27 protein-coding genes are annotated in these 22,976 nt (G+C 40.4%); 3 read left to right on the top strand and 24 right to left on the bottom strand.

Annotated features, from left to right (window positions below; genetic code table 11):
• Window positions 1-30 precede the first annotated feature (30 nt).
• The 7 genes from PSPO_RS07890 to PSPO_RS07920 all read right to left on the bottom strand — a co-directional run bounded on the left by PSPO_RS07890 (window position 31) and on the right by PSPO_RS07920 (window position 4,189).
• Window positions 31-495, bottom strand: coding sequence for a hypothetical protein (locus PSPO_RS07890; RefSeq protein ID WP_010559975.1), 465 nt, complete (start codon window positions 493-495; stop codon window positions 31-33).
• A 211-nt stretch (window positions 496-706) separates the two neighbouring features.
• Entirely contained in the window at window positions 707-1,060 is a 354-nt protein-coding gene (locus tag PSPO_RS07895) for a hypothetical protein (RefSeq protein ID WP_010559974.1), read from the bottom strand.
• Between the two features lie 109 nt (window positions 1,061-1,169).
• Window positions 1,170-1,655 carry a DUF4240 domain-containing protein gene (locus tag PSPO_RS07900; RefSeq protein ID WP_010559973.1) on the bottom strand — a complete coding sequence of 162 codons (486 nt, stop codon included), beginning with the start codon at window positions 1,653-1,655 and terminating at the stop codon, window positions 1,170-1,172.
• A gap of 124 nt (window positions 1,656-1,779) precedes the next feature.
• Window positions 1,780-2,274 (bottom strand): GNAT family N-acetyltransferase, encoded by a 495-nt coding sequence (locus PSPO_RS07905; protein ID WP_010559972.1) that lies wholly within the window; start codon window positions 2,272-2,274, stop codon window positions 1,780-1,782.
• Window positions 2,275-2,388: 114 nt separating this feature from the next.
• On the bottom strand, window positions 2,389-2,655 hold the full coding sequence (locus tag PSPO_RS07910) for a hypothetical protein (RefSeq protein WP_010559971.1): 267 nt from the start codon (window positions 2,653-2,655) through the stop codon (window positions 2,389-2,391).
• 82 nt (window positions 2,656-2,737) lie between these two features.
• On the bottom strand, window positions 2,738-3,664 hold the full coding sequence (locus PSPO_RS07915) for an STM4504/CBY_0614 family protein (RefSeq protein ID WP_010559970.1): 927 nt from the start codon (window positions 3,662-3,664) through the stop codon (window positions 2,738-2,740).
• 108 nt (window positions 3,665-3,772) lie between these two features.
• The gene (locus PSPO_RS07920) at window positions 3,773-4,189 is read right to left on the bottom strand and encodes a hypothetical protein (RefSeq protein ID WP_010559969.1); all 417 of its coding nucleotides are present in this window, start codon (window positions 4,187-4,189) and stop codon (window positions 3,773-3,775) included.
• A 245-nt stretch (window positions 4,190-4,434) separates the two neighbouring features.
• Between PSPO_RS07920 and PSPO_RS07925 the strand changes: the two genes are divergently transcribed.
• The gene (locus tag PSPO_RS07925) at window positions 4,435-5,403 is read left to right on the top strand and encodes an integron integrase (protein ID WP_010559968.1); all 969 of its coding nucleotides are present in this window, start codon (window positions 4,435-4,437) and stop codon (window positions 5,401-5,403) included.
• A 19-nt stretch (window positions 5,404-5,422) separates the two neighbouring features.
• Here PSPO_RS07925 and PSPO_RS07930 read toward each other — a convergent pair whose 3' ends face one another.
• Window positions 5,423-6,649, bottom strand: a complete 1,227-nt coding sequence (locus tag PSPO_RS07930; protein WP_010559967.1) for a nucleoside recognition domain-containing protein — start codon at window positions 6,647-6,649, stop codon at window positions 5,423-5,425.
• An 87-nt stretch (window positions 6,650-6,736) separates the two neighbouring features.
• On the opposite strand from PSPO_RS07930, the gene rsmF reads away from it, so the two are divergent.
• Window positions 6,737-8,176, top strand: coding sequence for a 16S rRNA (cytosine(1407)-C(5))-methyltransferase RsmF (gene rsmF, locus PSPO_RS07935; protein ID WP_010559966.1), 1,440 nt, complete (start codon window positions 6,737-6,739; stop codon window positions 8,174-8,176).
• Window positions 8,177-8,494: 318 nt separating this feature from the next.
• Here rsmF and PSPO_RS07940 read toward each other — a convergent pair whose 3' ends face one another.
• The 14 genes from PSPO_RS07940 to yceD form a co-directional block, all read right to left on the bottom strand.
• The gene (locus PSPO_RS07940; protein ID WP_051320890.1) at window positions 8,495-10,312 is read right to left on the bottom strand and encodes a metallophosphoesterase family protein; all 1,818 of its coding nucleotides are present in this window, start codon (window positions 10,310-10,312) and stop codon (window positions 8,495-8,497) included.
• Between the two features lie 43 nt (window positions 10,313-10,355).
• Entirely contained in the window at window positions 10,356-11,129 is a 774-nt protein-coding gene (locus PSPO_RS07945; RefSeq protein WP_010559964.1) for a TatD family hydrolase, read from the bottom strand.
• A 14-nt stretch (window positions 11,130-11,143) separates the two neighbouring features.
• Window positions 11,144-11,470, bottom strand: a complete 327-nt coding sequence (locus tag PSPO_RS07950; protein WP_010559963.1) for a PilZ domain-containing protein — start codon at window positions 11,468-11,470, stop codon at window positions 11,144-11,146.
• 13 nt (window positions 11,471-11,483) lie between these two features.
• Window positions 11,484-12,374: a DNA polymerase III subunit delta' gene (locus tag PSPO_RS07955; protein ID WP_010559962.1), complete on the bottom strand. Its 891-nt coding sequence runs from the start codon at window positions 12,372-12,374 to the stop codon at window positions 11,484-11,486.
• Window positions 12,371-13,000, bottom strand: a complete 630-nt coding sequence (tmk, locus tag PSPO_RS07960; RefSeq protein ID WP_010559961.1) for a dTMP kinase — start codon at window positions 12,998-13,000, stop codon at window positions 12,371-12,373. The genes PSPO_RS07955 and tmk overlap by 4 nt, the downstream gene beginning before the upstream one ends.
• Window positions 12,997-13,983 carry an endolytic transglycosylase MltG gene (mltG, locus tag PSPO_RS07965; RefSeq protein WP_010559960.1) on the bottom strand — a complete coding sequence of 329 codons (987 nt, stop codon included), beginning with the start codon at window positions 13,981-13,983 and terminating at the stop codon, window positions 12,997-12,999. Before mltG ends, tmk begins: the two co-directional genes overlap by 4 nt.
• Window positions 13,980-14,771, bottom strand: a complete 792-nt coding sequence (gene pabC, locus PSPO_RS07970; RefSeq protein WP_010559959.1) for an aminodeoxychorismate lyase — start codon at window positions 14,769-14,771, stop codon at window positions 13,980-13,982. Before pabC ends, mltG begins: the two co-directional genes overlap by 4 nt.
• A 60-nt stretch (window positions 14,772-14,831) precedes the next feature.
• Window positions 14,832-16,070: a beta-ketoacyl-ACP synthase II gene (gene fabF, locus PSPO_RS07975; protein WP_010559958.1), complete on the bottom strand. Its 1,239-nt coding sequence runs from the start codon at window positions 16,068-16,070 to the stop codon at window positions 14,832-14,834.
• A gap of 105 nt (window positions 16,071-16,175) precedes the next feature.
• A complete protein-coding gene (gene acpP / locus PSPO_RS07980) occupies window positions 16,176-16,412 on the bottom strand; it encodes an acyl carrier protein (protein ID WP_010559957.1) in 237 nt (78 codons plus the stop codon).
• Between the two features lie 209 nt (window positions 16,413-16,621).
• A complete protein-coding gene (gene fabG, locus PSPO_RS07985; RefSeq protein WP_010559956.1) occupies window positions 16,622-17,368 on the bottom strand; it encodes a 3-oxoacyl-ACP reductase FabG in 747 nt (248 codons plus the stop codon).
• A gap of 15 nt (window positions 17,369-17,383) precedes the next feature.
• The gene (gene fabD, locus PSPO_RS07990) at window positions 17,384-18,316 is read right to left on the bottom strand and encodes an ACP S-malonyltransferase (RefSeq protein ID WP_010559955.1); all 933 of its coding nucleotides are present in this window, start codon (window positions 18,314-18,316) and stop codon (window positions 17,384-17,386) included.
• Between the two features lie 72 nt (window positions 18,317-18,388).
• Complete coding sequence (gene plsX, locus PSPO_RS07995; protein ID WP_051320891.1) at window positions 18,389-19,465, bottom strand: phosphate acyltransferase PlsX; 1,077 nt, start codon at window positions 19,463-19,465, stop codon at window positions 18,389-18,391.
• A 10-nt stretch (window positions 19,466-19,475) separates the two neighbouring features.
• The gene (rpmF, locus tag PSPO_RS08000; protein WP_010559953.1) at window positions 19,476-19,643 is read right to left on the bottom strand and encodes a 50S ribosomal protein L32; all 168 of its coding nucleotides are present in this window, start codon (window positions 19,641-19,643) and stop codon (window positions 19,476-19,478) included.
• A gap of 11 nt (window positions 19,644-19,654) precedes the next feature.
• Window positions 19,655-20,179, bottom strand: coding sequence for a 23S rRNA accumulation protein YceD (gene yceD / locus PSPO_RS08005; RefSeq protein WP_040641640.1), 525 nt, complete (start codon window positions 20,177-20,179; stop codon window positions 19,655-19,657).
• A gap of 118 nt (window positions 20,180-20,297) precedes the next feature.
• Between yceD and PSPO_RS08010 the strand changes: the two genes are divergently transcribed.
• Window positions 20,298-20,903 carry a Maf family protein gene (locus PSPO_RS08010; RefSeq protein ID WP_040641642.1) on the top strand — a complete coding sequence of 202 codons (606 nt, stop codon included), beginning with the start codon at window positions 20,298-20,300 and terminating at the stop codon, window positions 20,901-20,903.
• Here PSPO_RS08010 and PSPO_RS08015 read toward each other — a convergent pair.
• Both PSPO_RS08015 and rluC read right to left on the bottom strand, forming a co-directional pair.
• The gene (locus tag PSPO_RS08015) at window positions 20,895-21,533 is read right to left on the bottom strand and encodes an HAD-IIIA family hydrolase (protein WP_010559950.1); all 639 of its coding nucleotides are present in this window, start codon (window positions 21,531-21,533) and stop codon (window positions 20,895-20,897) included. The genes PSPO_RS08010 and PSPO_RS08015 overlap by 9 nt on opposite strands.
• Window positions 21,534-22,493, bottom strand: coding sequence for a 23S rRNA pseudouridine(955/2504/2580) synthase RluC (gene rluC, locus PSPO_RS08020; RefSeq protein WP_010559949.1), 960 nt, complete (start codon window positions 22,491-22,493; stop codon window positions 21,534-21,536).
• Between the last annotated feature and the right edge of the window lie 483 nt (window positions 22,494-22,976).

Genomic DNA, 22,976 nt, shown 5'->3' on the forward strand with positions numbered 1-22,976 from the left:
CTATTTAAGTGTTTGGGCTATCACAAATTGCTACGTTTTGTTATTTGTTGTATCCCGCGTTAAATATAAAAACACACCTAAAGATGCTAGTAAAAACGCGGTGCTAATAATAATGGCTACGGGGTAATACAAATTACCTGCAAGTTCAAGTTGACTGTACTTAATAACCATAATCAGCCCCTCTAATGAAAGCGCGATACTCACAGTACCAATAAAACGCGGAATTGTGCCACGCAAACTCTCAATGGCATTGTTACTTTCTTCGGCCACCGAGTATTCTTTATGGATCACTAAGGCTAGCTCAAACACTGCCAATGCAATAATGCCTGTATTAATGCCGTTTAAGAAGATTTGGGTAACGTCTTCACCTGCCAAAATGCCGCTTAATGTCGATTTTCCAAGTGAGTACAACAAAGCTAACGCCATGCCTAAAAATATAAACACAAAGATTTTAGCAATTACAAAACGGACTTTTTGAAACAGGTCATTACTCATAAACTCTCCAGCAACATTGATATAAATACCAATACATCTCAACATATCGCGTATTATTAAACAACAGGTTAGCTATGGCGCTTTGTTATTAAAAGTAATTTACAGCCCGTAATAAATGTGAGAATTGAAGTTAAAAAAAGATGTGAAAATATTGTGGTTAATGAATTCAAGCGTGCGACAAGAATATCAATCTAATTAGCTTGTTAGGTTGCTATTTGTGATGAAACTCAACAACTTTATCTTTTTGTGCGCTGTAATACAGAACACCATTTTTATATGACTCATCAACTACCATAGTGTTTTTACGATAAGTGGAAGTGTGCATAATATAAAAGTGGTATAAGCCAGTTTTAACATCCAGCCCATTTTCGGCGAGGTAATATTTGTTTAAGTTTTCTTTTTTATCTTTCAAATATTTTTTAGCCGCTTCAAATGCCTTACTTTCCAACTCTGTTTCTGGCTCAAATGACCAAAAAGCAATCATACCATCAGGAATTGGAACGATTACTGTTTCAGCCTTAACAGTAACTGACAATAAAATCAGAAGTATGATGACATGTCTCATTGGCAACCTAACGCCCCACTAAGGCTGAAAACAGTTTGCTAAATTTGTGAAGCGGAGCGAAACCGAGCAAACTGTTGGCAGTTCAGCACTTCAGTGGCTTGTTAGGCATCTACCAATACAAAGCCATTAGCTTGGGAAATCTTTTTATATTTTCTTCTTCATCATCAAAATCCCACTCTTCCCCCATAGAATCTTCGTTGTCAGGGACAGCACTTATCGAAATCTCTTTACCTGTTTTTTCTTCATACACTTCATCTGCGACATACCCATAAAGCTCATTTTCAATTTCGAGATCTTCACCAAGTTCGGCTAATGATTCAGGATTTTCAATTGCATTAGAATATACAACTCGTCCTTGTGAAATTAGCCCATACCTAAAATCGATAAAGCCATCATCAGAACATCCTCCACCTATGATATAAGCAGCACCCCATAGATTCCACGTGTAAGCTCTATCAAAAAAATAATCAAAATGAGTTTTAAACGAAACGATTTCTTCAGGAGTTAATTTTTCTAAATTAATTCTTAAGTTATCTTCCGGTTCTTCGGAGTCTTTTCCAAGCTCGATTATTTCCCAAAATTCATTTATATCCATATATTTTCCTTTGAATCGATTGAATGCCTAACAACGCCTCGGTAAGCGGCGCATAAATAGTAGGCTAAAATTAGCGAGGCACGAGCGCAAGCCTACTGTTTTGCGTCCACCCTTGACCGGTTTGTTAGGCATTTGTAATGACAAACTCGTGAAAGCCTTCTGTTTCAGGGGGCTCTACTTTATCAACAAGCGCCACATTTAATTTAGTAAACAAGTCACTCCAAAACTTTAATGCCAAGCTATCGTTAAAGTAGACAGCTACATGCCATTGATTAGTTTCAGCTTGCATCAAATGTTGAACGACAAATTTGGCGATGCCCTGCTTTCGATATTTAGGAAGAACAAATATATCGGCTAATTCAGGCATTTCCTTACCCATAATCTCGGTTGGTTCAACCGTAGCAAAGCCTGCAACCTGACCAGCAACAAAAAAAAGGTAAGCGACGCATTCTTCTTCACCGCGAATTATAGAAGCAAGATATTCTTCATCAATGTCAAAGCGACCGTCTGACCCCACATCTTCTAGGTCAAACGCACTCTGGTGATATTGGTAAAACTGCCACAACATACTTAGTGCAGCACTATCGGCAATTTCAGCTTTCCGTATTGTAATTTTCATTTGATGCCTAACGCCGCAAATAAACGGCTAAAAATAGTTGGCTAAAATTTGTGAGGTACGAACAAAGCCAACTGTTATTTGTCCGCACTTTTAATTTGCTTTGTTAGGTGTATATTACACTCTGTTTTTTAATACTAAGGGTGTAAACAGCATAGCTATTAAAACTATAAAAGCACCTACAAATCCAATGCTTTGAAGATAAGTAACACCAGAAAAGCATAAAATTATTGCTATAGCGCAAATGGCTATTTGAGAGAAACCTATAATGCGCCTTTTTCTAGCATTACCTTGACCACGAAAGACCCAAATCAAGGTGGTTGGTAAAGATACTAATAACAGAATAAGTAGTGGAAAAATTGCCCCTGCCCCTGCGTGTGTCACCTCAACCTCCTATACACCTAACGCCCGTGTAATGGGCTGGTTTGGAGCGCCAGCGGAAAACCAGTCCCGATTGACGCGTTTGTTAGCTGTATGTTTCTTCGCACTTTGCAAGAAACAACAAATTCGTCGCAGTTAAATGCAAAGTGTAACTTGCAAGGTGCTCTGGAACATTTGATATCTCAGAACCTTGACCGTGCCCACCTTCCTTATTCCTTACAGTAGGGATTCCGCTTTCCAGTAATATTCTTACTGACGAAAATTGATTCTGGAGATATTCAGGCACTAGATTATTAGATAAACAGCTATTTATTAGCTTTTTAGCTGTGTCATTTTGACCATAAGCCCATGAATGCTTTTCGTGTATGGCTTTCATTAGACTTTCAAAAGATTTGAGGCAGTCGTTAAGGCATTCTTTATATCGCTTATGCCTGTAATGCTCATGTGCGGAAAGGAATTCATCGTTTGAACCACGATACTCGTTAACAGAGCCTAAAAGCTGTAATACGGGCTTAACTGTCTCGGAGTGAATAAATTGCGAATCTACTCGAATCAGCTCTCCAGATTCAAATTGGTATCCAACTCCAGACTCTTTAAATCTTGAATTTAACTCATTAATAGCATCTTCCGGTTCTTGGCTTGAAGTTGTGTATTGTTTGTAGTTGTAATAGTTATCAGCAACATAGTTATTGATGATTCGGAAACAGATTTCAATGATATCCAAACATTTCCCGTAGTCATCACAACTCAAAAAGTAATCAAGAATAGCCTCATCATTACTTCTCGCGTGTTTTTTGAGAGAGAAAACGCCGTATTCTTTACATAAAGCTTTGTGTATAAATTCGTAAGCACCATGAGCTCTGTTTTCGTATTTATCTTGCCCGATGGTGTCTTGAATAATGTGCACTATTTGAACGCGCAAAGATTGCGGTATTTCCTCATAAACATATACGTCTGGGACTTCCCCCCGTATCTTTTTCTGTCTCTTTGAAAACAACTCAAAAATTGCCATATTCCTTCCTTATACAGCTAACGCCGGCCACAGCGGCCGGAGGTGATTGGCGACTTTTTTGCCCCGCACAAAAGGCGACAATTGCCGGAGGTCCGTTGCTGGCCCTTGTTAAATCTCGCCACACTGAAACTCCAAATACCTTTTTGCTTCGCCTTTAGCAACTTCATCAGCATATTCACTTTTAGAAGCTGATTCTAGGCTTATCAGCCATTCATGCTTTTCTTCATCGGGCAGACCATTGAGTATGCGGTTTACCATCCAAACAGTTAACCCTGTAGGTTTCCGACATAAAGACGACTTCAAATAATCGTGATAATCGTCTTCTTCTTCGATGAAATGAACCAATGGTCCCGGTGATCCAAGATCTTTATCATTAAACTTTTCGATGAAGCTGAATATCGCTGGAATTGCTTCCCTTTTATTAGGAAGCTCCTCAAGGCGATCAATGAAATCATAAAGCGCTTCCATATCAGCTTCATCATATTCGTCGAACCGGATGTTTTGTAATTCGATCTCGAAATCCATGAGTGACTACCTAAAGAGATTTAACAGTTTATTAAGAGGCGAGTTGCCTCTTTTTCTACCGCAACATCGCCTGTTTATCTTCAAGCCAGTTTATAACATTTGTTATAAACATTTACTAGTCATCAACTTAGCTGAATAACTCTTCATAGTTAACTGGTAAAAAGAGGCAAATTGCCTGTTAATTTGATTAAGGAGGAAAAACTGCAATACTGTATATAATTACAGTAAAATAAAAGTCAGTTCTTATGAAAACACGTTCTCCATTTTTAAATTTAGTCATTGAGGAAATGCATTCTAAAAGATATGCAAAACAAACAATCGAATCATATATTCATTGGATAGCTGCCTATATTAATTTTCACAATAAACGTCATCCAGCTTCAATGGGAGATACCGAAGTTGAAACGTTTTTAAACTACTTAACAGTACAACGAAATCTTGCAGCAAATACACAAGCACTTGCTCTAAATGCTATTGTCTTTATGTATCGGCACATTATTAAACAGTCGCTTTCGATAAAATTAAATTTTATTAAGAGTAATCGCCAACAAAAGCTTCCATCCATTTTAAGTCGTGAAGAAGTTCGCTTGTTACTTTCAAATTTAACTAAGCGGAATTATTTAGTTGCGAGTTTAATGTATGGCAGTGGCTTAAGAAGTAGAGAAGTGGTTAACTTGAGAATTCAGGACATTGATTTTGATTATCTCTGTGTGCGTATTTGGAACGGTAAAGGAAACAAGCACCGCATAGTCACACTTGCTAGAGAGCTTATTCCTTTATTAAGGAATCAGATAATTCAAGTCAATGAGTATTTAAAACGCGATTTAAACAACAAACTATTTGCAGGGGTATGGATGCCAACTGCCCTTGCTAAAAAATACCCTACAGCCAATAAGTCACTCGCGTGGCAGTTTTTGTTTCCCTCTTATAAGTTAAGTGCTAACCCAGAAACAGGCGAAATAAGACGTCATCATTTTGATGTAAGTTGTATTCGTAAAACAATAAAACAAGCTGCTAAACAATCTGGCTTTATAAAGCTTGTAACACCACACACATTACGGCACTCCTTCGCGACTCACCTACTGCAAAGTGGTGCAGATATTCGTACTGTTCAAGCACAATTGGGGCACAGTGATGTGCGCACCACACAAATTTATACGCATGTTTTACAACAAGGAGCGAACGGTGTGATTAGTCCCTTGTCGCATTTGTAAAAATTTAGCTTTGTAGCAACTAACCAAAAAACCAATAGCACACACCAATGGCTGTTAAAATTCCAGCGAAATCTGCAGCTAAACCACAACCCACCGCATGGCGAGTATGCTTAATGCCAACTGCACCAAAATACACAGCTAAAACATAAAAAGTGGTTTCGGTTGAACCTTGAATGGTGGATGCTAAACGCCCTGCGAATGAATCTGCACCATGGGTATTCATGGTTTCTAACATCATTGCCCGCGCGCCAGAGCCTGAAAGTGGCTTCATAAAAGCGGTTGGCATGGCATCTACAAATTGTGTATCACCGCCAAGCGTAATCACTACAGTACGCAGCCAATCCAATACATAATCAAGCGCCCCGCTCGCTCTAAATACGCCAATGGCACACAACATAGCTAATAAATATGGGATGAGAGAAATAGATAGCTCGAACCCTTGTTTGGCACCTGTAATAAAGCTGTCGTACACATCTATTTTTTTAATACTTGCCCAACATAAACACACAATAATAAACGCGAATATTAAAAAGTTACTGAAAATCGCGGAGTGCGTTTGCATTAGCTCTGTGGTGAGGTTCATAAAATACAAAATAAGTGCCATCACAATGGCTACTAACCCACCAAGGTATAGCAGCACAACAGTATTAAACAGTTTAATTCGTTGAATGGCGCACGTAACGAGCAAACCAACAAAGGTTGAAGCAAAGGTTGCTAATAAAATGGGAATAAACACATCGGTTGGGCTGGCCGCGCCTTGCTGTGCACGATACACAAATACCGCTATCGGAAATAGCGTTACTGAGCTGGTGTTTAATACTAAAAACAGTATTTGCGCATTGGTTGCGGTATCAGGCGTTTTGTTAAGTGATTGCAGATCATGCATGGCTTTAATGCCCATTGGCGTTGCTGCATTATCAAGGCCCAGTAAATTAGCGCTTAAATTCATGGTAATTGAGCCAAACGCTGGGTGTCCTTTTGGCACGCCGGGCATTAAGCGGGTAAATAGTGGCGATAAGCCTTTGGCAAGCACATCTACCATGCCGCCGCGCTCGGCAATTTTCATTACCCCTAACCAAAAACACAGCGCGCCAATTAAGCCTATAGCAATTTCAACGGATACTTTGGCCATGCTAAATAGAGCTTGCACCAACCTTTCAAATACTAAGCCGTCACCGCCTATCCACGTAGCTAATGCAGACACAAACGCGATAATGAAAAATGAAAGCCAAATTTTGTTAAGCATAATCAGATTATTATTATTTTGAATGCTGCTTAGTGTGCCACATTTCCTGTATTATTGTCGCAATTCCCCTTACATGGCAGATAAAAAGTGCATTCTAATATTTATATTCCACAAACGTTTATTGATGATGTTGAAAGCTATATTCCAAATCACCTCTCAATAGATGATTACCTCGCCTCATGTAAGAAGCCACTTAGAACGGCCGTTCGCGTAAATACCAAAAAAATGTCAGTTGACAGTTTTAAACAGTACGCGCAACAAAACGACTGGCAAATAACGCAAGTGCCATGGTGTGAAAATGGCTTTTGGCTAGAACGCCCTGAAAACCAACAATCACTTTCACTGGGTAATACCGATATTCACTTATCTGGTTGTATTTACGTGCAAGAAGCCAGCTCAATGATGCCTGTTACCGCCCTGTTAGATGGTAACGACTTAAGTGATAGCTGTGTGCTTGATATGGCAGCAGCTCCCGGCAGTAAATCAACTCAAATTGCCGAAGCCCTTTCAAGCGACGGTGTATTAGTTGCCAATGAGTATTCGAGTTCGCGTATTAAGTCATTAAGTGCCAATATGCAGCGTTTAGGTATTAGCAACTGTGCCCTTTCGCATTTTGACGCCAGTATTTTTGGTCAGTATATGGAACAGAGCTTTGACCATATTCTGCTTGATGCACCATGCTCAGGCGAAGGCACTATTCGTAAAGACGAGAATGCATTAAAAAATTGGTCTATTGAATCTAATATTGAAATTGCCGATGTACAAAAATGCCTAATAGAAAGTGCGTTTTATGCGTTAAAAACCGGTGGCACGCTAGTTTATTCAACCTGCACCTTAACGCCACTTGAAAACCAAGCGGTATGCCAATATTTACTCACCACATTTGCCGACCATATTGAGGTAGTGCCGCTAACTCACCTATTTGAAAATGTGAAAGACTCGGCAACCGATGAGGGTTACTTACATATTTGGCCGCAAATTTACGATACCGAAGGTTTTTTTGTTGCCAAGTTTGTTAAAAAATCCCATGTGCCACAGCCTGAGCCTAAAGTTAAAAAAGGCGCTTTTCCATTTACTGCTGCCGATAAAAAAACAACCGAGCAATTTAACCAAATAATCAAAAAGCAATTTGGTATGAAACCGCTTGCAGGCGAGCTTTGGCAACGCGAGCAAGAGCTTTGGTTGTTCCCTAGCAATATAGACTCGGTAATAGACAAAATTAAATACAGTCGCATTGGAATTTTGCTTGGTAAGGTGCATAAAAATGGCATTCGATTACAGCATGAATTTGCAACTTGCTTTGGCGCTGAAGGCCTTAAAAACACCCATAAACTGTCAGTTTCAGAGGCTTGTGACTACTTTCAAGGAAAAGATATTAAATTAGCACAAGTTACTAGCGCGAAAGACGAGGTATTACTTTTGTTAAACGATACTTGCGTTGGCTTAGGTAAATGGCAAAAGAACAAAATCAAAAATGGCTTACCACGTGAGTTAGTTCGGGATAGTCGGTTGATAACTTGGGAATAACTCAATGAAAACTTGTTAACAATTTTTTAAACAATTTATAACCAATTGTTTTTTGTGAGTTTATTTTTTGAGCAAAAATTTCCTTTTTTTGATTAATTTAACTACAATTATTAATACTTTTTCACTTCTCCCTATGAAATGATCAAGTTTGTAAGTTAGCGCACGGCTCATTAAATGAGCCATTCCCCTAAGCCCAGGACAATGTGGATTGGTCCTGGGCGATTTTTATTGGGCGTTTGTAAAAGCGCAACAAACTTGGCTTAAGCCCCGTATTTTGCAACTTTTCAGCGGTATTGAAGGTTAAAATCGGGGCTTAATTTAACTTTTCTCTTTTAGATCAAATTCTGTAATGTTTCCATCACCGTGTAATAGCTGGTAGTGGGTCAGTCGTTCGTTGTCTAAACACACCAAACTAATTGCCGAATCACTCACTAAATGCTTTGTTGATTGTTTATGGCGGTGTTTATGCACCTTCATTTGCCAACGTTTGGTAAAGAAATTAAGCGGGCTACTTGGATGGTACAAAATGCTATCTAAGGTGTTTAATTTGCTGAGCAAAGATTTAGGAAATTCATTTTTAATGCCGCTGGCAGTCAATTGCCAAATACGGTTATCACGATTTGAAAAACGGCTTTGCACCGAAAAACAAAACGAATAATGCACATCACCTGACAAAATAAGCGTTTCAATTGGCGTATCTGCGCGTTTGAATATTTGCATTAATTTTCGCGCCGCCCCTTCGTGGGCCATCCAGTTTTCCACATCAACTAATAATGGTTGACCACAAAAGTTAAAAATCGCTTGAATCGCTTCAATTGATTTAACACCAAACACCGGCGCTGGTGAGATTAAAATAACCTCCTCAAGTCCTGTCATATTATCGTCAAGCTCGACCAATTGTTCCCAATCTAATAAACCTGACGGTTCGTTAAAATCGGTTTCATTACGCCAGCGGTGTGTTCGGGTGTCGAGCGCAATAATTTTAGGTTGAGTATCAAGGGTGTAATGCCATCTATCAAATGCCAATATTTGATTATCAAATTGCTTTAAATGACGATACTGGGTGGTTATTTGCTCATCTAGTGCATTTAACAGCGCCTTGGTATATTCGCCGCCATCGTTACCCACGCCTTGGAATACTAAATAACTTATCAGGCCGTTAGCAATAATGCGTTTACTTATCGGATTTGAATAAACTGCCTGCTCCCATCCTGCCGTTAAATTCCAATCATCGGTGACATCGTGATCGTCAAACATGGTGATATGAGAAATATTAGCAAATAGCCTTTCAACTTCGGGCAAACCATCAACAAAGTCGATTAAGTTTTGTTTTTCTTGTAAAAATGTATTGCTGTGTTTTTGATTATTCGATTCGAATGTTAAATCATCTAACCCAACTAACTGCCAACACGCTGCACTCGTTGTTAATAAATAAAGCGCAAAAAATTCTTCAAGATGCACCAAGTGGTTATGCGATTTTAAACTGGTAAAGTGTTCTAAATCTTGGCGCAACCAATAGCCAAACTCTAGTTTAGAGCGCTCATGCCATTTGGTTATCGGTAAAATGGTATCGCGTGTATAAAGCGTATGTTTAGCATCAGCCTGAAGTTCGTCAATCAGGTTAGGCTCTTTAAACAGCTTTAGCTGGTGGATTAACTGTTCAATCGCTAATAACATAGGGCCCGCAACATCATCGGCGTATATCTGATCGCCCGACATCACCAGTAAACTTGGTTCTGGCTCACTATTTTTGCGTTTACTTACCAAAAAATGGCTTGCGGTTATAAGCGCGTCTTTTGATTCATGATGAGGGTTACGACACGAGCCATGCAAAATGCTACTAAGCTGTTTAGCAATAACAAAGCTGCACGATGATTGGCCATCAAGATAAAACGCCGACAAGTCAACGGGCGCATTGTTGTATTCTAATTGATACGAAATTAGCGTATCAACCACAAACCCTTTAGTCGATGTGCTATTTAAAAAGTAAAAGTGGCAAAAACAGTGTTCGCCAAGTGCTAAAATTTGTTGGGTTTGTTCAAATTCGCCAAGCGCCTGTGCATTCACTTTAAACGGCGCTTGCTGGGAACTTACAATAAATAACGTGACCTGTCTCGGTTCTGCTCGCCGGATCATAGGTCCTGTTAACAGAATAGGCAGTGTCACGCAGTTATCCTGTTTACTTGGCTAGTTTAAAGAGGTCGTAAAAGTTATCTGTCGTTGCCTTTGCAAGCTCTTTAAACGATAACTTTTTAAGATCCGCAATAAAGTACGCAACATCTTCAACATATGCAGGTTGATTAGTTTTACCACGATGCGGTACTGGCGCTAAATAAGGCGAGTCCGTTTCAATTAACAAACGGTCAAGCGGAATTTTTTCTACCACTTCGCGCAGCGCTGCGGCGTTTCTAAAGGTTACAATGCCCGAAATAGAAATATAAAAACCTAGATCTAGCGCTTGCTTTGCCATTTCCCAATCTTCAGTAAAGCAATGCAATACGCCACCGCAGTTTTGTGCGTTGTGGGCGCGCATAATATCAAGGGTATCTTGCTTTGCATCGCGGGTATGAATGATTAACGGCTTGTTTAATTCATTGGCAACATCAATATGCCCTGCAAATGAATCTTGTTGTACTTGGTGCGTGTCTTTACTGTAGTAGTAATCAAGACCTGTTTCACCAATCGCCACTACTTTGTCGTGCGTTGCAAGCTCAACTAAACGTGCTTTATCAAGTACGTCTTTTTGGTCTAGCGGGTGTACACCACAACTAACTGACACATCGGGATACGCTTTAACCTTTTCCAACATACTTGGAAATTGATCTAAGGTTACCGACACACATAAAAAGTGCTCTACACTTTTAGCGCGGGCGTTTTCTAATACTTGGTCAAGAGAAAGACCAAGCTCATCAAAATTAAGTCTGTCTAAATGACAGTGAGAATCTACAATCACAAAAAATCCATAAACTACATGGTATAAGTGGGATCGCTAGAGTTTAACATACCGCCTAGCATTTTTTCGATTTTATCGCGCACTTGGCTCTTATCATCGATAAAGCTCACACCAACACCCGGAGGGTTTGAGTTTTGGCTACCTTGTGGTGTGATCCACACGACTTCACCGGTAATAACATCTTCTTCAAGTGCATCTGGCAAGCTAATGCGCAATGCTAATGGTTGAGACATTTCAAATTGCATATTGGTGCGTACAAATAAGCCACCTGTTTTTAAATAAGGCATGTAGCTCTTGTACAATTCACGTGTATCTTCAAAATCGACTAGTAATTCTTGCAAAATAATGTCCTATTTATAAATAACTTAATTGTTTTAACAGCTGGTTTAACTGCAACGATAAATTAAGTCCTTTAACTTCTTTAAACTTATGCGCAAAACTGAGCAATGCTTGATTTTTTTCTTGATAGCGTTTTACATCAAGCGTATTACTGAGTAGCTCAGTTTGCAATTTTTGTGCGCAAAATTGCGCAAATATATCTATATAATCAGTGTTTTGGTTAAAAAGTTCAAGCAATTGCTTATGACATGATTGTAACGTTTGCTGCTGAGATAACTGATACAAAGATTCAACGGCACTTAGTTGCCCGTCTTCTTGCCATTGCTTTAAACATAACGGCCTATGTAAAAACGCATTAACCCAAGGTTGTGTGGCATCAATGCCTAAATCACCAATAAACTGTTTTGCTTGATTGGCGTCTACCGTTAACGTAATTTTGAAACAACGGCTTAAAATTGTTGCTGGTAGTGGCGTATTGGGATCACTTAGCAGTACCAAATAGCGATTAGCGTTGGGCTCTTCTAAGGTTTTTAACAGTGCATTACTTGCTGATAAGGTTAAAGCATGGGCATCTTTCACAATAACCACTTTATTGCCTTGGAAGCTTGCTGTACTAACAAAAAAATCGCTGATCGCACGCACTTGTTCAACGCTAATGCTATCTTTTTCAGCACTGACCAACATAAAATCTGGGTTTGTTTGGCTTTTATTTAAGGTACATGCTTTACAAACCCCACATGCTTGCGTGCCGTTAGACATACACAATAAATCTAACGCCAGCTGATATGCTAAATCGAAACTACCAACGCCCTCTTTTCCAAGTAGCAATAGGCCATGATGCAACTGCCCCGTAGCGCCTAATTGCTGAAGCTGTTGGTAATTATGTTGAAGCCAGCTTGGGATCACGCATTCGCTCCGTCAATAAACTGCTTAAGTGCTTTTTCAATGTGCTTGTGAACAGTTTCCATTGGTAAGCTGGCATCAATAGTAACAATTGAACTATCGTTTTTTGCGGCGTTTAAATACACTTCGCGAGTACGTTCAAAAAAGCTTAATTGTTCAAGTTCAATACGGTCTAGCTCACCACGATTGGCAGCGCGCGCTAATCCAATCTTTGGATCGATATCAAGGTATAAGGTTAAATCAGGCTTAAGCTCGCCCAACACAATATCCGCGAACGCTTCAAGTTTGTGTTTATCGATTTCACGGCCACCACCTTGGTATGCTTGCGATGATAAATCGTGTCTATCGCCTAATACCCAGTCGCCGCGATTAAGCGCAGGATTGATAACATTTTCAACCAATTGCGAACGTGCTGCGTACATTAACAGTAATTCAGTTGCATCACTTACTTTCTCTTCGTGCGTTGCTTTCACTAAACTGCGCAGCGATTCAGCAAGCGGTGTACCACCGGGTTCCCGGGTATTAACAAATTTAACCTGCGCGTCATGTAATACGCGCTGACACACTGCAATTGCAGACGATTTACCAGCCCCTTCTAGGCCTTCAATAACAACAAATTTACCGTTCATTTTTTTAAAATATATTTCCTAACTGCTGCATTATGCTCAGCTAATGTTTTAGAGAAATGGTGTTTACCATCTCCTGATGCAACAAAATAATAAAAATCAGAGTATCGTGGATTTAAAGTCGCGTAAATAGCCTGCTCTGATGGCATGGCAATGGGTGTTGGCGGCAATCCATTAATACGATACGTATTATAATCGGTGTAACGTTTTAAATGCTCTTTTTTAATATCACCTTGATATTCATCCCCTAAACCGTAAATCACGGTCGGATCGGTTTGTAAGCGCATGCCCTTATGAAGACGATTTACAAATACCGAGGCAATTAAATCACGCTCTGCATTGTGGCCTGATTCTTTCTCAATGATCGATGCCAGAATAAGTGCATCGTATTTTGATTTAAGTGGTACTGAGGTATCACGGGTTTGCCATGCGATATCTAAGGTATTAGCCATTTTTTCATAGGCGCGATTTAAAATATCTAACTGGCTATCGCCAGCAGAATAATGATACGTATCTGGGTAAAACCACCCTTCAGGATTAGTTTGATTAATGCCCCACATGCTGAGTGTAGTTCGCAACGATTGCTCTGACACCAATTCTAAATACGGTGCGTCTTTAAAACTGGCTAATACCTGTTTAAAGGTTGAACCTTCGACAATAGTAAACGCAAATTGATGATCGCGCCCTTTATTCATCTTTGAAATTAACGATAGAAAAGACTGCGACTCAATTAAGTACATGCCTTGTTTTAATTCCACTAACTGAGGGTTTATTTTGGCGTATACCTTGAGCCAAAAGCAGTCGTTTATCCAACCATTTGCTTTAAATGTGCGGCACATTGCGTTAACGCCCGTACCTGCCTTTACTTGATAAAGTGTTGGTTCAGAAATGCTAATTTGTGTCGCTTGTAACTGCTTAAGCTGAATACCCACAAAGGCAACCGCTGCAATTAAGGTCGTAAATAAAAACGCAAACGCTCGTATCATAATGCTTGCTCGTTTAAAAATTGAAGTGCGTTTTCAAGGCTGTAGTAATGTGTATCAAGGCGTGTAATTGGTACGATTCCCATTAAGCTATTACAACAAAATAAGTTATCTGCGTTGTAGCAGTCGCTTAGAGACACAGTATCAAATTTAATATCGATATGCTTCGCTAAATGCGCTAAATAAACACCAAACACACCCGATTTGTCGAGTTTTGGGGTAATTAACTGGCCATTTTTTACGAGCAAAATATTTGCAACCGTGGTTTCAATGACTTCATGGTTACAGTTAAGCAAAAGCCCCTCGCTAACACCTTTTTGTTGTAATTCTTGCTTTGCTAACACCTGCTCCAAACGGTTAAGGGTTTTTAACCCTGCAAGTAAAGGATTAACTGCCAATTGCGTTGATAAGGTATCGAGGGTGATACCCTGTTGTTTGAGCGTTAAATAATTCTCGGGAAAATCAGCAGTGTAAATATAAACCTGCGGCGCTTGCACGGTAGGCAGTTGATAACCACGACCACCCTGACCACGACTGACAATGACTTTGATAACGGCCAGAGAATGGCCGCTTGCAAGCGCATTTATTTGGTTTTCAATGGCTGATAAATCAACATTATCAAAATACAAACGCGTCACACAGCGCGCTAGCCGTGCTAAATGCAGTTCTAACAAACACGGTTTGCCATTTTCTACTTTAATGGTAGTGAAAAAGCCATCGCCATATTGCAATGCTCGGTCGTTAGAGGCGACAGTTTGAGTTTGGCTATTATTTATTATTGTTATATCCATACACACAAAAAAGCCTAGGAAATCCTAGGCTTTTATTCGCAATTCGATTTCTGCTAACGATTATATCTTCTTAAATAATAAAGAGCCATTAGTTCCACCGAAGCCAAATGAATTACACAGCGCGTAATCCAATTTCGCATCGCGTGCAGTGTGCGCAACGTAATCTAAATCACAACCTTCACTTGGATTATCAAGGTTGATTGTTGGTGTTACTTTTTGGTCACGCAGCGATAAAATCGTTACGATTGACTCAACAGAACCTGCGGCACCAAGTAAGTGACCCATCATTGATTTAGTCGAGCTTACTAGTACATCACTTGCTGCGGCGCCGTAAATAGACTTAACCGCGTTGGTTTCAGCAATATCACCTGCCGGCGTTGATGTACCGTGTGCGTTGATGTAACCTACTTGCTCGGCATTTATGCCTGCGTCATTTAGTGCGTTTTTCATCGCTAACGCGGCGCCTGCACCGTCTTCTGGTGGAGACGTCATGTGATACGCATCGCCACTCATACCAAAGCCTACAAGCTCAGCATAAATTTTTGCGCCACGCGCTTTTGCGTGTTCGTATTCTTCTAGTACGATTACACCTGCACCGTCTGCAAGTACGAAACCGTCACGGTCTTTATCCCACGGACGTGATGCCGCTTGTGGATCATCGTTGCGTGTTGAAAGCGCGCGTGCTGAGCTAAAACCGCCCATACCGATTGGTGTTGATGCTTTTTCTGCACCACCTGCAACCATTGCATCTGCATCACCGTAGGCGATCATACGTGCTGCATGACCAATATTGTGAAGACCTGTCGTACATGCCGTAACAATCGAAATATTTGGACCTTTTAGGCCGTGCATAATCGATAAATGACCTGAAATCATATTGATAATGGTTGAAGGCACGTAAAACGGTGATAATTTGCGAGGGCCACTGTTAAGTAATTTAACATGGTTTTCTTCGATAAGTGTTAGACCACCAATACCTGAACCCACAGCGACACCAATGCGCTCAGCATTTTCTTCAGTTACTTCTAAACCTGAATCTTTAAATGCTTGTACACCAGCAGCAATACCGTATTGAATGAATAAATCCATTTTTTTGGTATCTTTTTTCGCCATATAAAGTGTTGGGTCAAAATCTTTTACAAGACCCGCGAATTTAGTACCAAAATCAGACGTATCAAAATGGTCGATTAAACCAATGCCACTTTGACCCGCTAATAAACCTTGCCATGTTGAATCAACATCATTACCTAGTGGGGTTAACATACCTAGGCCAGTAACCACTACTCGACGTTTAGCCACAGTCATCTCCAAAATATATTAGGTGCAGATAATACAAAAGCCCTAATGAGGGCTTTTGAAAAACTAAAGGCAGCTGGAATGCTGCCTTTAATGTCTATGCTTTAATTACTCAGCGTGAGCAGTAACGTAATCGATAGCTGCTTGAACTGTAGTGATCTTCTCAGCTTCTTCGTCTGGGATCTCAGTGTCAAACTCTTCTTCTAGAGCCATTACTAGTTCTACAGTGTCTAGTGAATCAGCGCCTAAATCATCAACAAATGATGCTTCTGCTTTTACTTCTTCTTCTTGAACACCTAGTTGCTCTACGATGATTTTTTGAACACGTTCTTGGATGTTGCTCATTCTTGTTTCCTTAATTAAAAAACGCTTTTGCGTTATTTTTCAGATTGCGGCGTAGTTTACGCTGCAAAATTTTATGATTCAAGATTCATTTCGATTTTTATTATCTGGTCGAACCTCATAAATCTAAAACTAACCTTTTATCGCCTACTTTCACCGCAATTTCAACCCTAAACTTCACTATTTCGCCGAAATTACGATTACGTGACGACTTAGATCATGTACATACCGCCGTTTACATGTAATGTTTCGCCGGTTACGTACGCAGCCGCGTCAGATGCTAAATAAGCCACTGCTGCTGCAATTTCGTTCGGTTGACCTAAACGGTTCGCAGGCACGTTAGCAAGCGTTGCTGCTTTTTGGTCATCTGTTAGCTCGTCAGTCATATCTGTTTGGATAAAACCAGGCGCTACTACGTTAACTGTAATGCCACGAGAAGCCACTTCACGCGCCATAGATTTAGAAAAACCGATTACGCCCGCTTTTGCTGCTGCATAGTTAGCTTGACCTGCATTACCCATAGTGCCAACCACTGAACCAATATTGATAATACGGCCATTTTTCTTTTTCATCATTGGACGCAATACCGCTTTTGATAAACGGAAGATTGACGATAAGTTAGTGTCGATAATGTCATCCCACTCGCTGTCTTTCATACGCATAAGTAGGTTGTCACGAGTAATACCCGCATTATTTACTAATACATCAATATCGCCTAAGTCAGCTTTTACAGCCGCTAATGTCGCTTCAATTGACTCAGCGTCTGTTACGTTAAGTGCATAACCTTTGCCGTTTTCACCTAAGTAATCACTGATTTTACCCGCACCACTTTCGCTTGTTGCAGTGCCTGCAACTTTAGCACCTAGCGATACCAGTGTTTCAGCAATTGATTTACCAATACCACGGCTTGCACCGGTTACTAGTACTACTTTGCCTTCTAAAGAGAATAAGTTACTCATAAAATTTTCCGTAAATTATGCGTCTAAAACGCTAGAAAGAGTGTTTAAATCGTTAACTGCAGCGCAACTTACCGATTTATCAATACGTTTTGCAAGACCCGTTAATACTTTACCTGGACCAAACTCATAAGTCGTTGTTAAGCCATCTTGCGCTAATTTTTGTACTGTTTCAGTCCAACGAACTGGGCTGTAAAGTTGACGTACTAATGCATCTTTAATTGCTTCGCTTGCAGTTTCAGTAGCCACGTCAACATTATTAATCACCGAGATTTCAGGAGTATTAAATGTAATCGCTTCTAAATCAGCCGCTAATTTATCAGCTGCTGGCTTCATTAATGCACAGTGTGACGGCACGCTTACAGCTAGCGGCAATGCACGCTTTGCACCTGCTTCTTTACACAGTTCCCCTGCACGCTCTACTGCTGCTTTTTGGCCTGCAATAACAACTTGACCAGGTGAGTTAAAGTTTACTGGCGATACTACTTCGCCTTGCGCTGCATCTTCACAAGCTTTTGCAATTGCATCATCAGCTAGACCAATAATTGCGTACATTGCGCCAGTACCCGCTGGTACTGCTTCTTGCATATAAAGGCCACGTTTTTCAACAAGCTTTACTGCTTCTGAAAGTGAAATAACGCCAGCACAAACTAATGCTGAGTATTCACCTAAGCTGTGACCAGCCATTGCACTTGGCTTTTCGCCACCTGCTTCAATAAAGTGACGATAAATAGCCACACTTGAGGTTAATAACGCAGGTTGAGTACGGTGCGTTTCATTTAATGATTCTGCTGGACCATTTAGCACAAGTGCTGCTAAATCGTAACCAAGTGCGTCACTTGCCTCGGCAAAGGTTGCTTTAACAACATCTGATTCTGCAAGTAGTTCAGCCAGCATGCCCACAGTTTGTGAACCTTGGCCTGGAAATAAAATCGCTGTGTTATTTGACATAGTTTCTTCTTCTATAACAAAACAAAACCAGCATTTGCTGGTTATAAAATTCTTTTGGTGGTGAAAGTGCCGCTATTTATTGCACGGTGAACAAAGTGGATCATTTTCCTCATTGTCCAACGCGAGTTGTTGCCCTTTCAGCGCAGCAAATCGTGCTGCTATTTTCTCAGGAAGTTGCTTTTCAACCTCCCGCACGGCTTCATTTATCGCCGCCAAAAATGCCGGCGATTTTGCATTACCGTGACTTTTAACCACAATACCGCGTAATCCTACCAAACTTGCACCGTTATACTGGTCGGGGTTCATCTTTTTATAGAGTTTTTTTAGCACTGGAAACATTAAAAGTGCTGCGGCGCGGTAAAAAATGCTTTTTTTGAGGGTTTTATTCAGTTTATGAATGATCATTTTGGCAATTCCCTCACAGGTTTTCAATGCAATATTGCCAACAAAACCATCACATACAATAACATCGGCCTTGCCTTTAAAAATGTCGGTGCCTTCACAATAACCGATGTAGTTAAGTGCATTTGATTGTTCAAACAGTTCTGACGCGCGTTTGATATCTTCATGCCCTTTAATATCTTCTGCGCCGATATTAAGTAACCCTACAGTCGGGTTTTCAATGCCTTGCGATTGTTCGGCAACCACACTGCCCATTACGGCAAAGTCAAACAATGTTTCTGGATCCGCAGTAACATTAGCCCCTAAATCCAATAAATAAACTGGTTTAGGTTTTTCAGTTGGAACCGAACTGATTAATGCTGGTCGACTAATACCCGGCAGCATTTTCAAGATGCAATAAGCCATTGCAAACAGTGCACCAGTATTACCGGCAGACACACATGCTTGTGCTTCTCCTGATTTAACTAAATCAAGGGCTTTTCGCATGGAGGAATCTTTTTTACAGCGTAACGCTGTGGATGGTTTATCGTCGTTATTAACGACTTCGCTACAATGTTTAATCTGTAATCGAGGGTGTTGCAAAGCGTCGAGCTTTTCAAGCTCTGTGCGAATGAGGGTTTCGTTACCGCATAATATCAGGGTGATATTATCGTGCGAATTTACAGCTTCAATTGCTGCAGGCAACGAAGAACGGGGGCCGTAATCGCCCCCCATTATATCTAACGCTATGGTTAGATTAGACATCAAAATAGCTCTATTAAGAAACTACTTTTTCGCCTTTGTAGTAACCGTCTGCAGTTACGTGGTGACGACGGTGCGTTTCACCTGATACTGGATCAACTGTTAGAGTTGGACCATTGATCGCATCGTGTGAACGACGCATACCACGCTTAGAGCGAGACTTCTTGCTTTTTTGTACAGCCATTGCCTTATCTCCTAAGAATCTTTCTTAAGTTGTTTCAAAATTTCAAATGGATTTGGTTTGTCATCTTCTGCTTCTATTTCACCAAAGCTCAAAGGCTTTTCTGAAAATCTGCAATGAGACTCTTCATGCATCGGTACTATTGGGATGGCTAACATTAATTCATCTTCAACAAGTTGATGTAAATTAATTTCACCTTCCTCATCCATCTCTACCACATCATAACATGACGGTAGATGCTCAGATGACTTACCTATACCTATTGGCGAATAAGCAAAGTCTAGTTCCAAATCCAACCCTAACTCTTCATTACAGCGCTGACAAATAGTTGTAATGTTGGCGTTGGCATGGCCTTCAACAACACTAATTCCCTGTTCGTCTTTTCTGAAATGAATTTTAACTTCGACCTCACCCTCGTTCCGTACAACTACATCGAGTAATCGAGGAAGTTGCTCGAACAACACAATACCGTCATAAGTGACCTGTTTTTGTGCGGTTCGTATAGGATCAAGCGTGATCGGAATCTTCACCTTTTGCATAGGGGCTGCATCATATAGATTGTTAGACTTAGAGTCAAAATAAAATTCAACTTTCCTTTGCATTTAGCGCAATTGAATCCTATTCTGCGCAAAAAGTAAGTATTCGATGAAAATTATCATGAAAACTCCGTTTATTTTAGCGTCAAGTTCGCCGTTTCGAAAATCAATTTTAGAAAAAATTTTACCGGTATTTGAGAGCTTTTCACCTAATATTGATGAATCGCCAAAAGCCAATGAAAGTGTGATCGAATTGGTTGAGCGATTAGCGCTTGAAAAAGCCAAAACAGCGCTTCAATTTTATCAACAAGGTGTGGTGATTGGTTCTGATCAAGTTGCCGTATTTGAAACGCCAAATAACAAAGTGCAAATACTCGGAAAACCACATACGCGCGATAACGCAATTAAGCAACTTTCTTTATTTTCAGGTAATAAAGTGCGTTTTATCACGTCACTTGCCGTGTTTGATATTGCAACTAATAACACCTTAGTAACTCACGACACCACCGATGTGTACTTTAAAACATTGCGCCAAGCTCAAATTGAACAATACATAGATAAAGAACAGCCACTGAATTGCGCGGGCAGCTTTAAATCGGAGGGGTTAGGTATTGTGTTGTTTGATAAGATCTCAGGTGAGGATCCCAATTCCCTTGTGGGTCTGCCGTTAATCAAGCTAACCAACCTGCTTGCACAAATTGGTATTGACCCACTGGATTTAAAATAAGTCGACTAGCTGCTCGAACTGATCGATGATCGCGACTGGCGCATAAGGCTCTAATTGAGAAACCGGATGTGCGCCAAAGCTAACACCAATAGAGGCTACCTTGGCATTTTGAGCCATTGCCAAGTCCATGCTGGTATCGCCTATCATCACGGCCTTATTAGCAGCTATATTAAGTTCGCTACAAATTTCTAAAATCATTTCTGGTGATGGTTTAGAGGCGCACTCACACGCGGTACGTGTCGCTTTAAAAAATGAACTTAGCTGAGTTTCGTGCATTAAACGATCAAGCCCCTTGCGACTTTTGCCCGTCGCTACAGCCAATGTATAACCTTTGTTTTTTAATGCTGTTAAACATTCAAAAACATGGGGAAACAACGTCGATGGCGTATCGTCTTCTGACACATACACCTCTTTATATGATTGCGCTAACTCAAACGTTGCACTTGGTTCATTAAAAAGCTTCTCAATTGCCACCTCTAAACTAAGACCAATAATTTGACGAATAGCATCATCACTTGGCCTTGTTAACTGGTGACGATCTGCAACAAGCTTTACCGTATTCACAATTTTTGGCACGGTATCCATAATGGTACCGTCCCAATCAAAAATGATAAGTTCTTTCGCTGTCATCTATGCTTCTTCACGTAGTGTTTTGATGCAGTTCTTTAACTGATTATCCAATGGCGCTTCAACACGCATCGACTCTTCTGTTTTAGGGTGAATAAAGGTAAGGTCATGTGCGTGTAAAAATAGGCGATTTAAGCCTTTTTTCTTCATTTCGCTATCAAACTCAGCAACACCATATTTATCATCGCAGGCAATTGGGTGACCTTTACATTGCGTATGTACACGAATTTGATGGGTTCTACCCGTTACTGGTGATGCTTGCACTAACGTCGCAAATTGACCAAAACGCTCTAAAACACGAAAACGTGTTTGGCTCGGCTTACCTTCTGCCTCGTCTACGCGCACTACTCGCTCACCCGACTGCAAGGTATTTTTACGAAGTGGCTCAGTAACATTCTTGATTTTGCTTGCCCAGCTACCTGTAACCAGCGCCCAGTAATTCTTTTCCATGGTTTTTTCACGCAGTTGTTCATGCAACCCACGTAATACCGAACGTTTTTTAGAAACGAGTAAACAGCCTGACGTATCGCGGTCTAGTCGATGAACCAGTTCAAGATTACGTTCATCTGGACGAATGCTACGCAGCGCTTCGATTAAGCCATAACTTAAGCCACTGCCACCATGAACAGCCATACCTGATGGCTTATTTAGAACCATAAGGTATTTATCTTCAAATAAAATTGCGTCTTCAAGCTTTGCAATTTTATCTAAGTTTTTAGGTACAAACTCTTGCTTCTCAGCCACTTTAACTGGCGGAATACGTACCACATCACCCGCTTGAAGCTTATAAACTGGCTTAATGCGTTTTTTATTTACGCGCACTTCGCCTTTACGCAAAATTCGGTAAATTGCACTTTTTGGCACCCCTTTTAAAGCGGTAATTAAAAAGTTATCAATTCGTTGCCCATGGTTGCCTTCATCGATGTCAACAAATTGGACCTGATTTTTTTGCTGTTCTGACATTGCCTAATCACTGATTTGAGTAATAATTTAGTTGCGAAGCGTCCATATTTAATGGGATAATCGCGCTTGAAATTGACCTTTTGTGAGCAAAATTCACGCTCCACGTGTCAATTTGGTGTTTTATTAGCCAAAGCTAACGATGAAACACGCTTTAAGACGCAGATCATACAGGTCTATGACAGCTTTCTAAAGCTTTTAACGATCTTAAAGCGCATGTAGCGGCCCCCTGAACCAATGAGTGTACTAGATTGTAATTCAGAAAAGCCCCATCTAACTCAGCTAATAAACGTATTTTAAAAGATAAAATACGAGATTTACGACCAAACGTCGTTCAGAATAAAATTAAATGAATTTTTGTGCTGGGTAAGAAACAAATACCGAGCACCTGCCTAGAATGGCAATTTAACAGAAAATCGGAGTTATACTCCCCCCAGACAGCCCAGTCGTGAGACTGCACAAACTTGTGGGTGTCTGAACAACACT

It is taken from the genome of Pseudoalteromonas spongiae UST010723-006 (assembly GCF_000238255.3).
GTDB lineage: Bacteria > Pseudomonadota > Gammaproteobacteria > Enterobacterales > Alteromonadaceae > Pseudoalteromonas > Pseudoalteromonas spongiae.

Coding starts and splice junctions, on each gene's coding strand:
- PSPO_RS07890 (WP_010559975.1), bottom strand. CDS start 495: ATGAGTAATGACCTGTTTCAAAAAGTCCGTTTTGTAATTGCTAAAATC.
- PSPO_RS07895 (WP_010559974.1), bottom strand. CDS start 1,060: ATGAGACATGTCATCATACTTCTGATTTTATTGTCAGTTACTGTTAAG.
- PSPO_RS07900 (WP_010559973.1), bottom strand. CDS start 1,655: ATGGATATAAATGAATTTTGGGAAATAATCGAGCTTGGAAAAGACTCC.
- PSPO_RS07905 (WP_010559972.1), bottom strand. CDS start 2,274: ATGAAAATTACAATACGGAAAGCTGAAATTGCCGATAGTGCTGCACTA.
- PSPO_RS07915 (WP_010559970.1), bottom strand. CDS start 3,664: ATGGCAATTTTTGAGTTGTTTTCAAAGAGACAGAAAAAGATACGGGGG.
- PSPO_RS07920 (WP_010559969.1), bottom strand. CDS start 4,189: ATGGATTTCGAGATCGAATTACAAAACATCCGGTTCGACGAATATGAT.
- PSPO_RS07925 (WP_010559968.1), top strand. CDS start 4,435: ATGAAAACACGTTCTCCATTTTTAAATTTAGTCATTGAGGAAATGCAT.
- PSPO_RS07930 (WP_010559967.1), bottom strand. CDS start 6,649: ATGCTTAACAAAATTTGGCTTTCATTTTTCATTATCGCGTTTGTGTCT.
- PSPO_RS07940 (WP_051320890.1), bottom strand. CDS start 10,312: ATGATCCGGCGAGCAGAACCGAGACAGGTCACGTTATTTATTGTAAGT.
- tmk (WP_010559961.1), bottom strand. CDS start 13,000: ATGAACGGTAAATTTGTTGTTATTGAAGGCCTAGAAGGGGCTGGTAAA.
- mltG (WP_010559960.1), bottom strand. CDS start 13,983: ATGATACGAGCGTTTGCGTTTTTATTTACGACCTTAATTGCAGCGGTT.
- pabC (WP_010559959.1), bottom strand. CDS start 14,771: ATGGATATAACAATAATAAATAATAGCCAAACTCAAACTGTCGCCTCT.
- acpP (WP_010559957.1), bottom strand. CDS start 16,412: ATGAGCAACATCCAAGAACGTGTTCAAAAAATCATCGTAGAGCAACTA.
- fabG (WP_010559956.1), bottom strand. CDS start 17,368: ATGAGTAACTTATTCTCTTTAGAAGGCAAAGTAGTACTAGTAACCGGT.
- fabD (WP_010559955.1), bottom strand. CDS start 18,316: ATGTCAAATAACACAGCGATTTTATTTCCAGGCCAAGGTTCACAAACT.
- rpmF (WP_010559953.1), bottom strand. CDS start 19,643: ATGGCTGTACAAAAAAGCAAGAAGTCTCGCTCTAAGCGTGGTATGCGT.
- yceD (WP_040641640.1), bottom strand. CDS start 20,179: ATGCAAAAGGTGAAGATTCCGATCACGCTTGATCCTATACGAACCGCA.
- PSPO_RS08010 (WP_040641642.1), top strand. CDS start 20,298: ATGAAAACTCCGTTTATTTTAGCGTCAAGTTCGCCGTTTCGAAAATCA.
- PSPO_RS08015 (WP_010559950.1), bottom strand. CDS start 21,533: ATGACAGCGAAAGAACTTATCATTTTTGATTGGGACGGTACCATTATG.
- rluC (WP_010559949.1), bottom strand. CDS start 22,493: ATGTCAGAACAGCAAAAAAATCAGGTCCAATTTGTTGACATCGATGAA.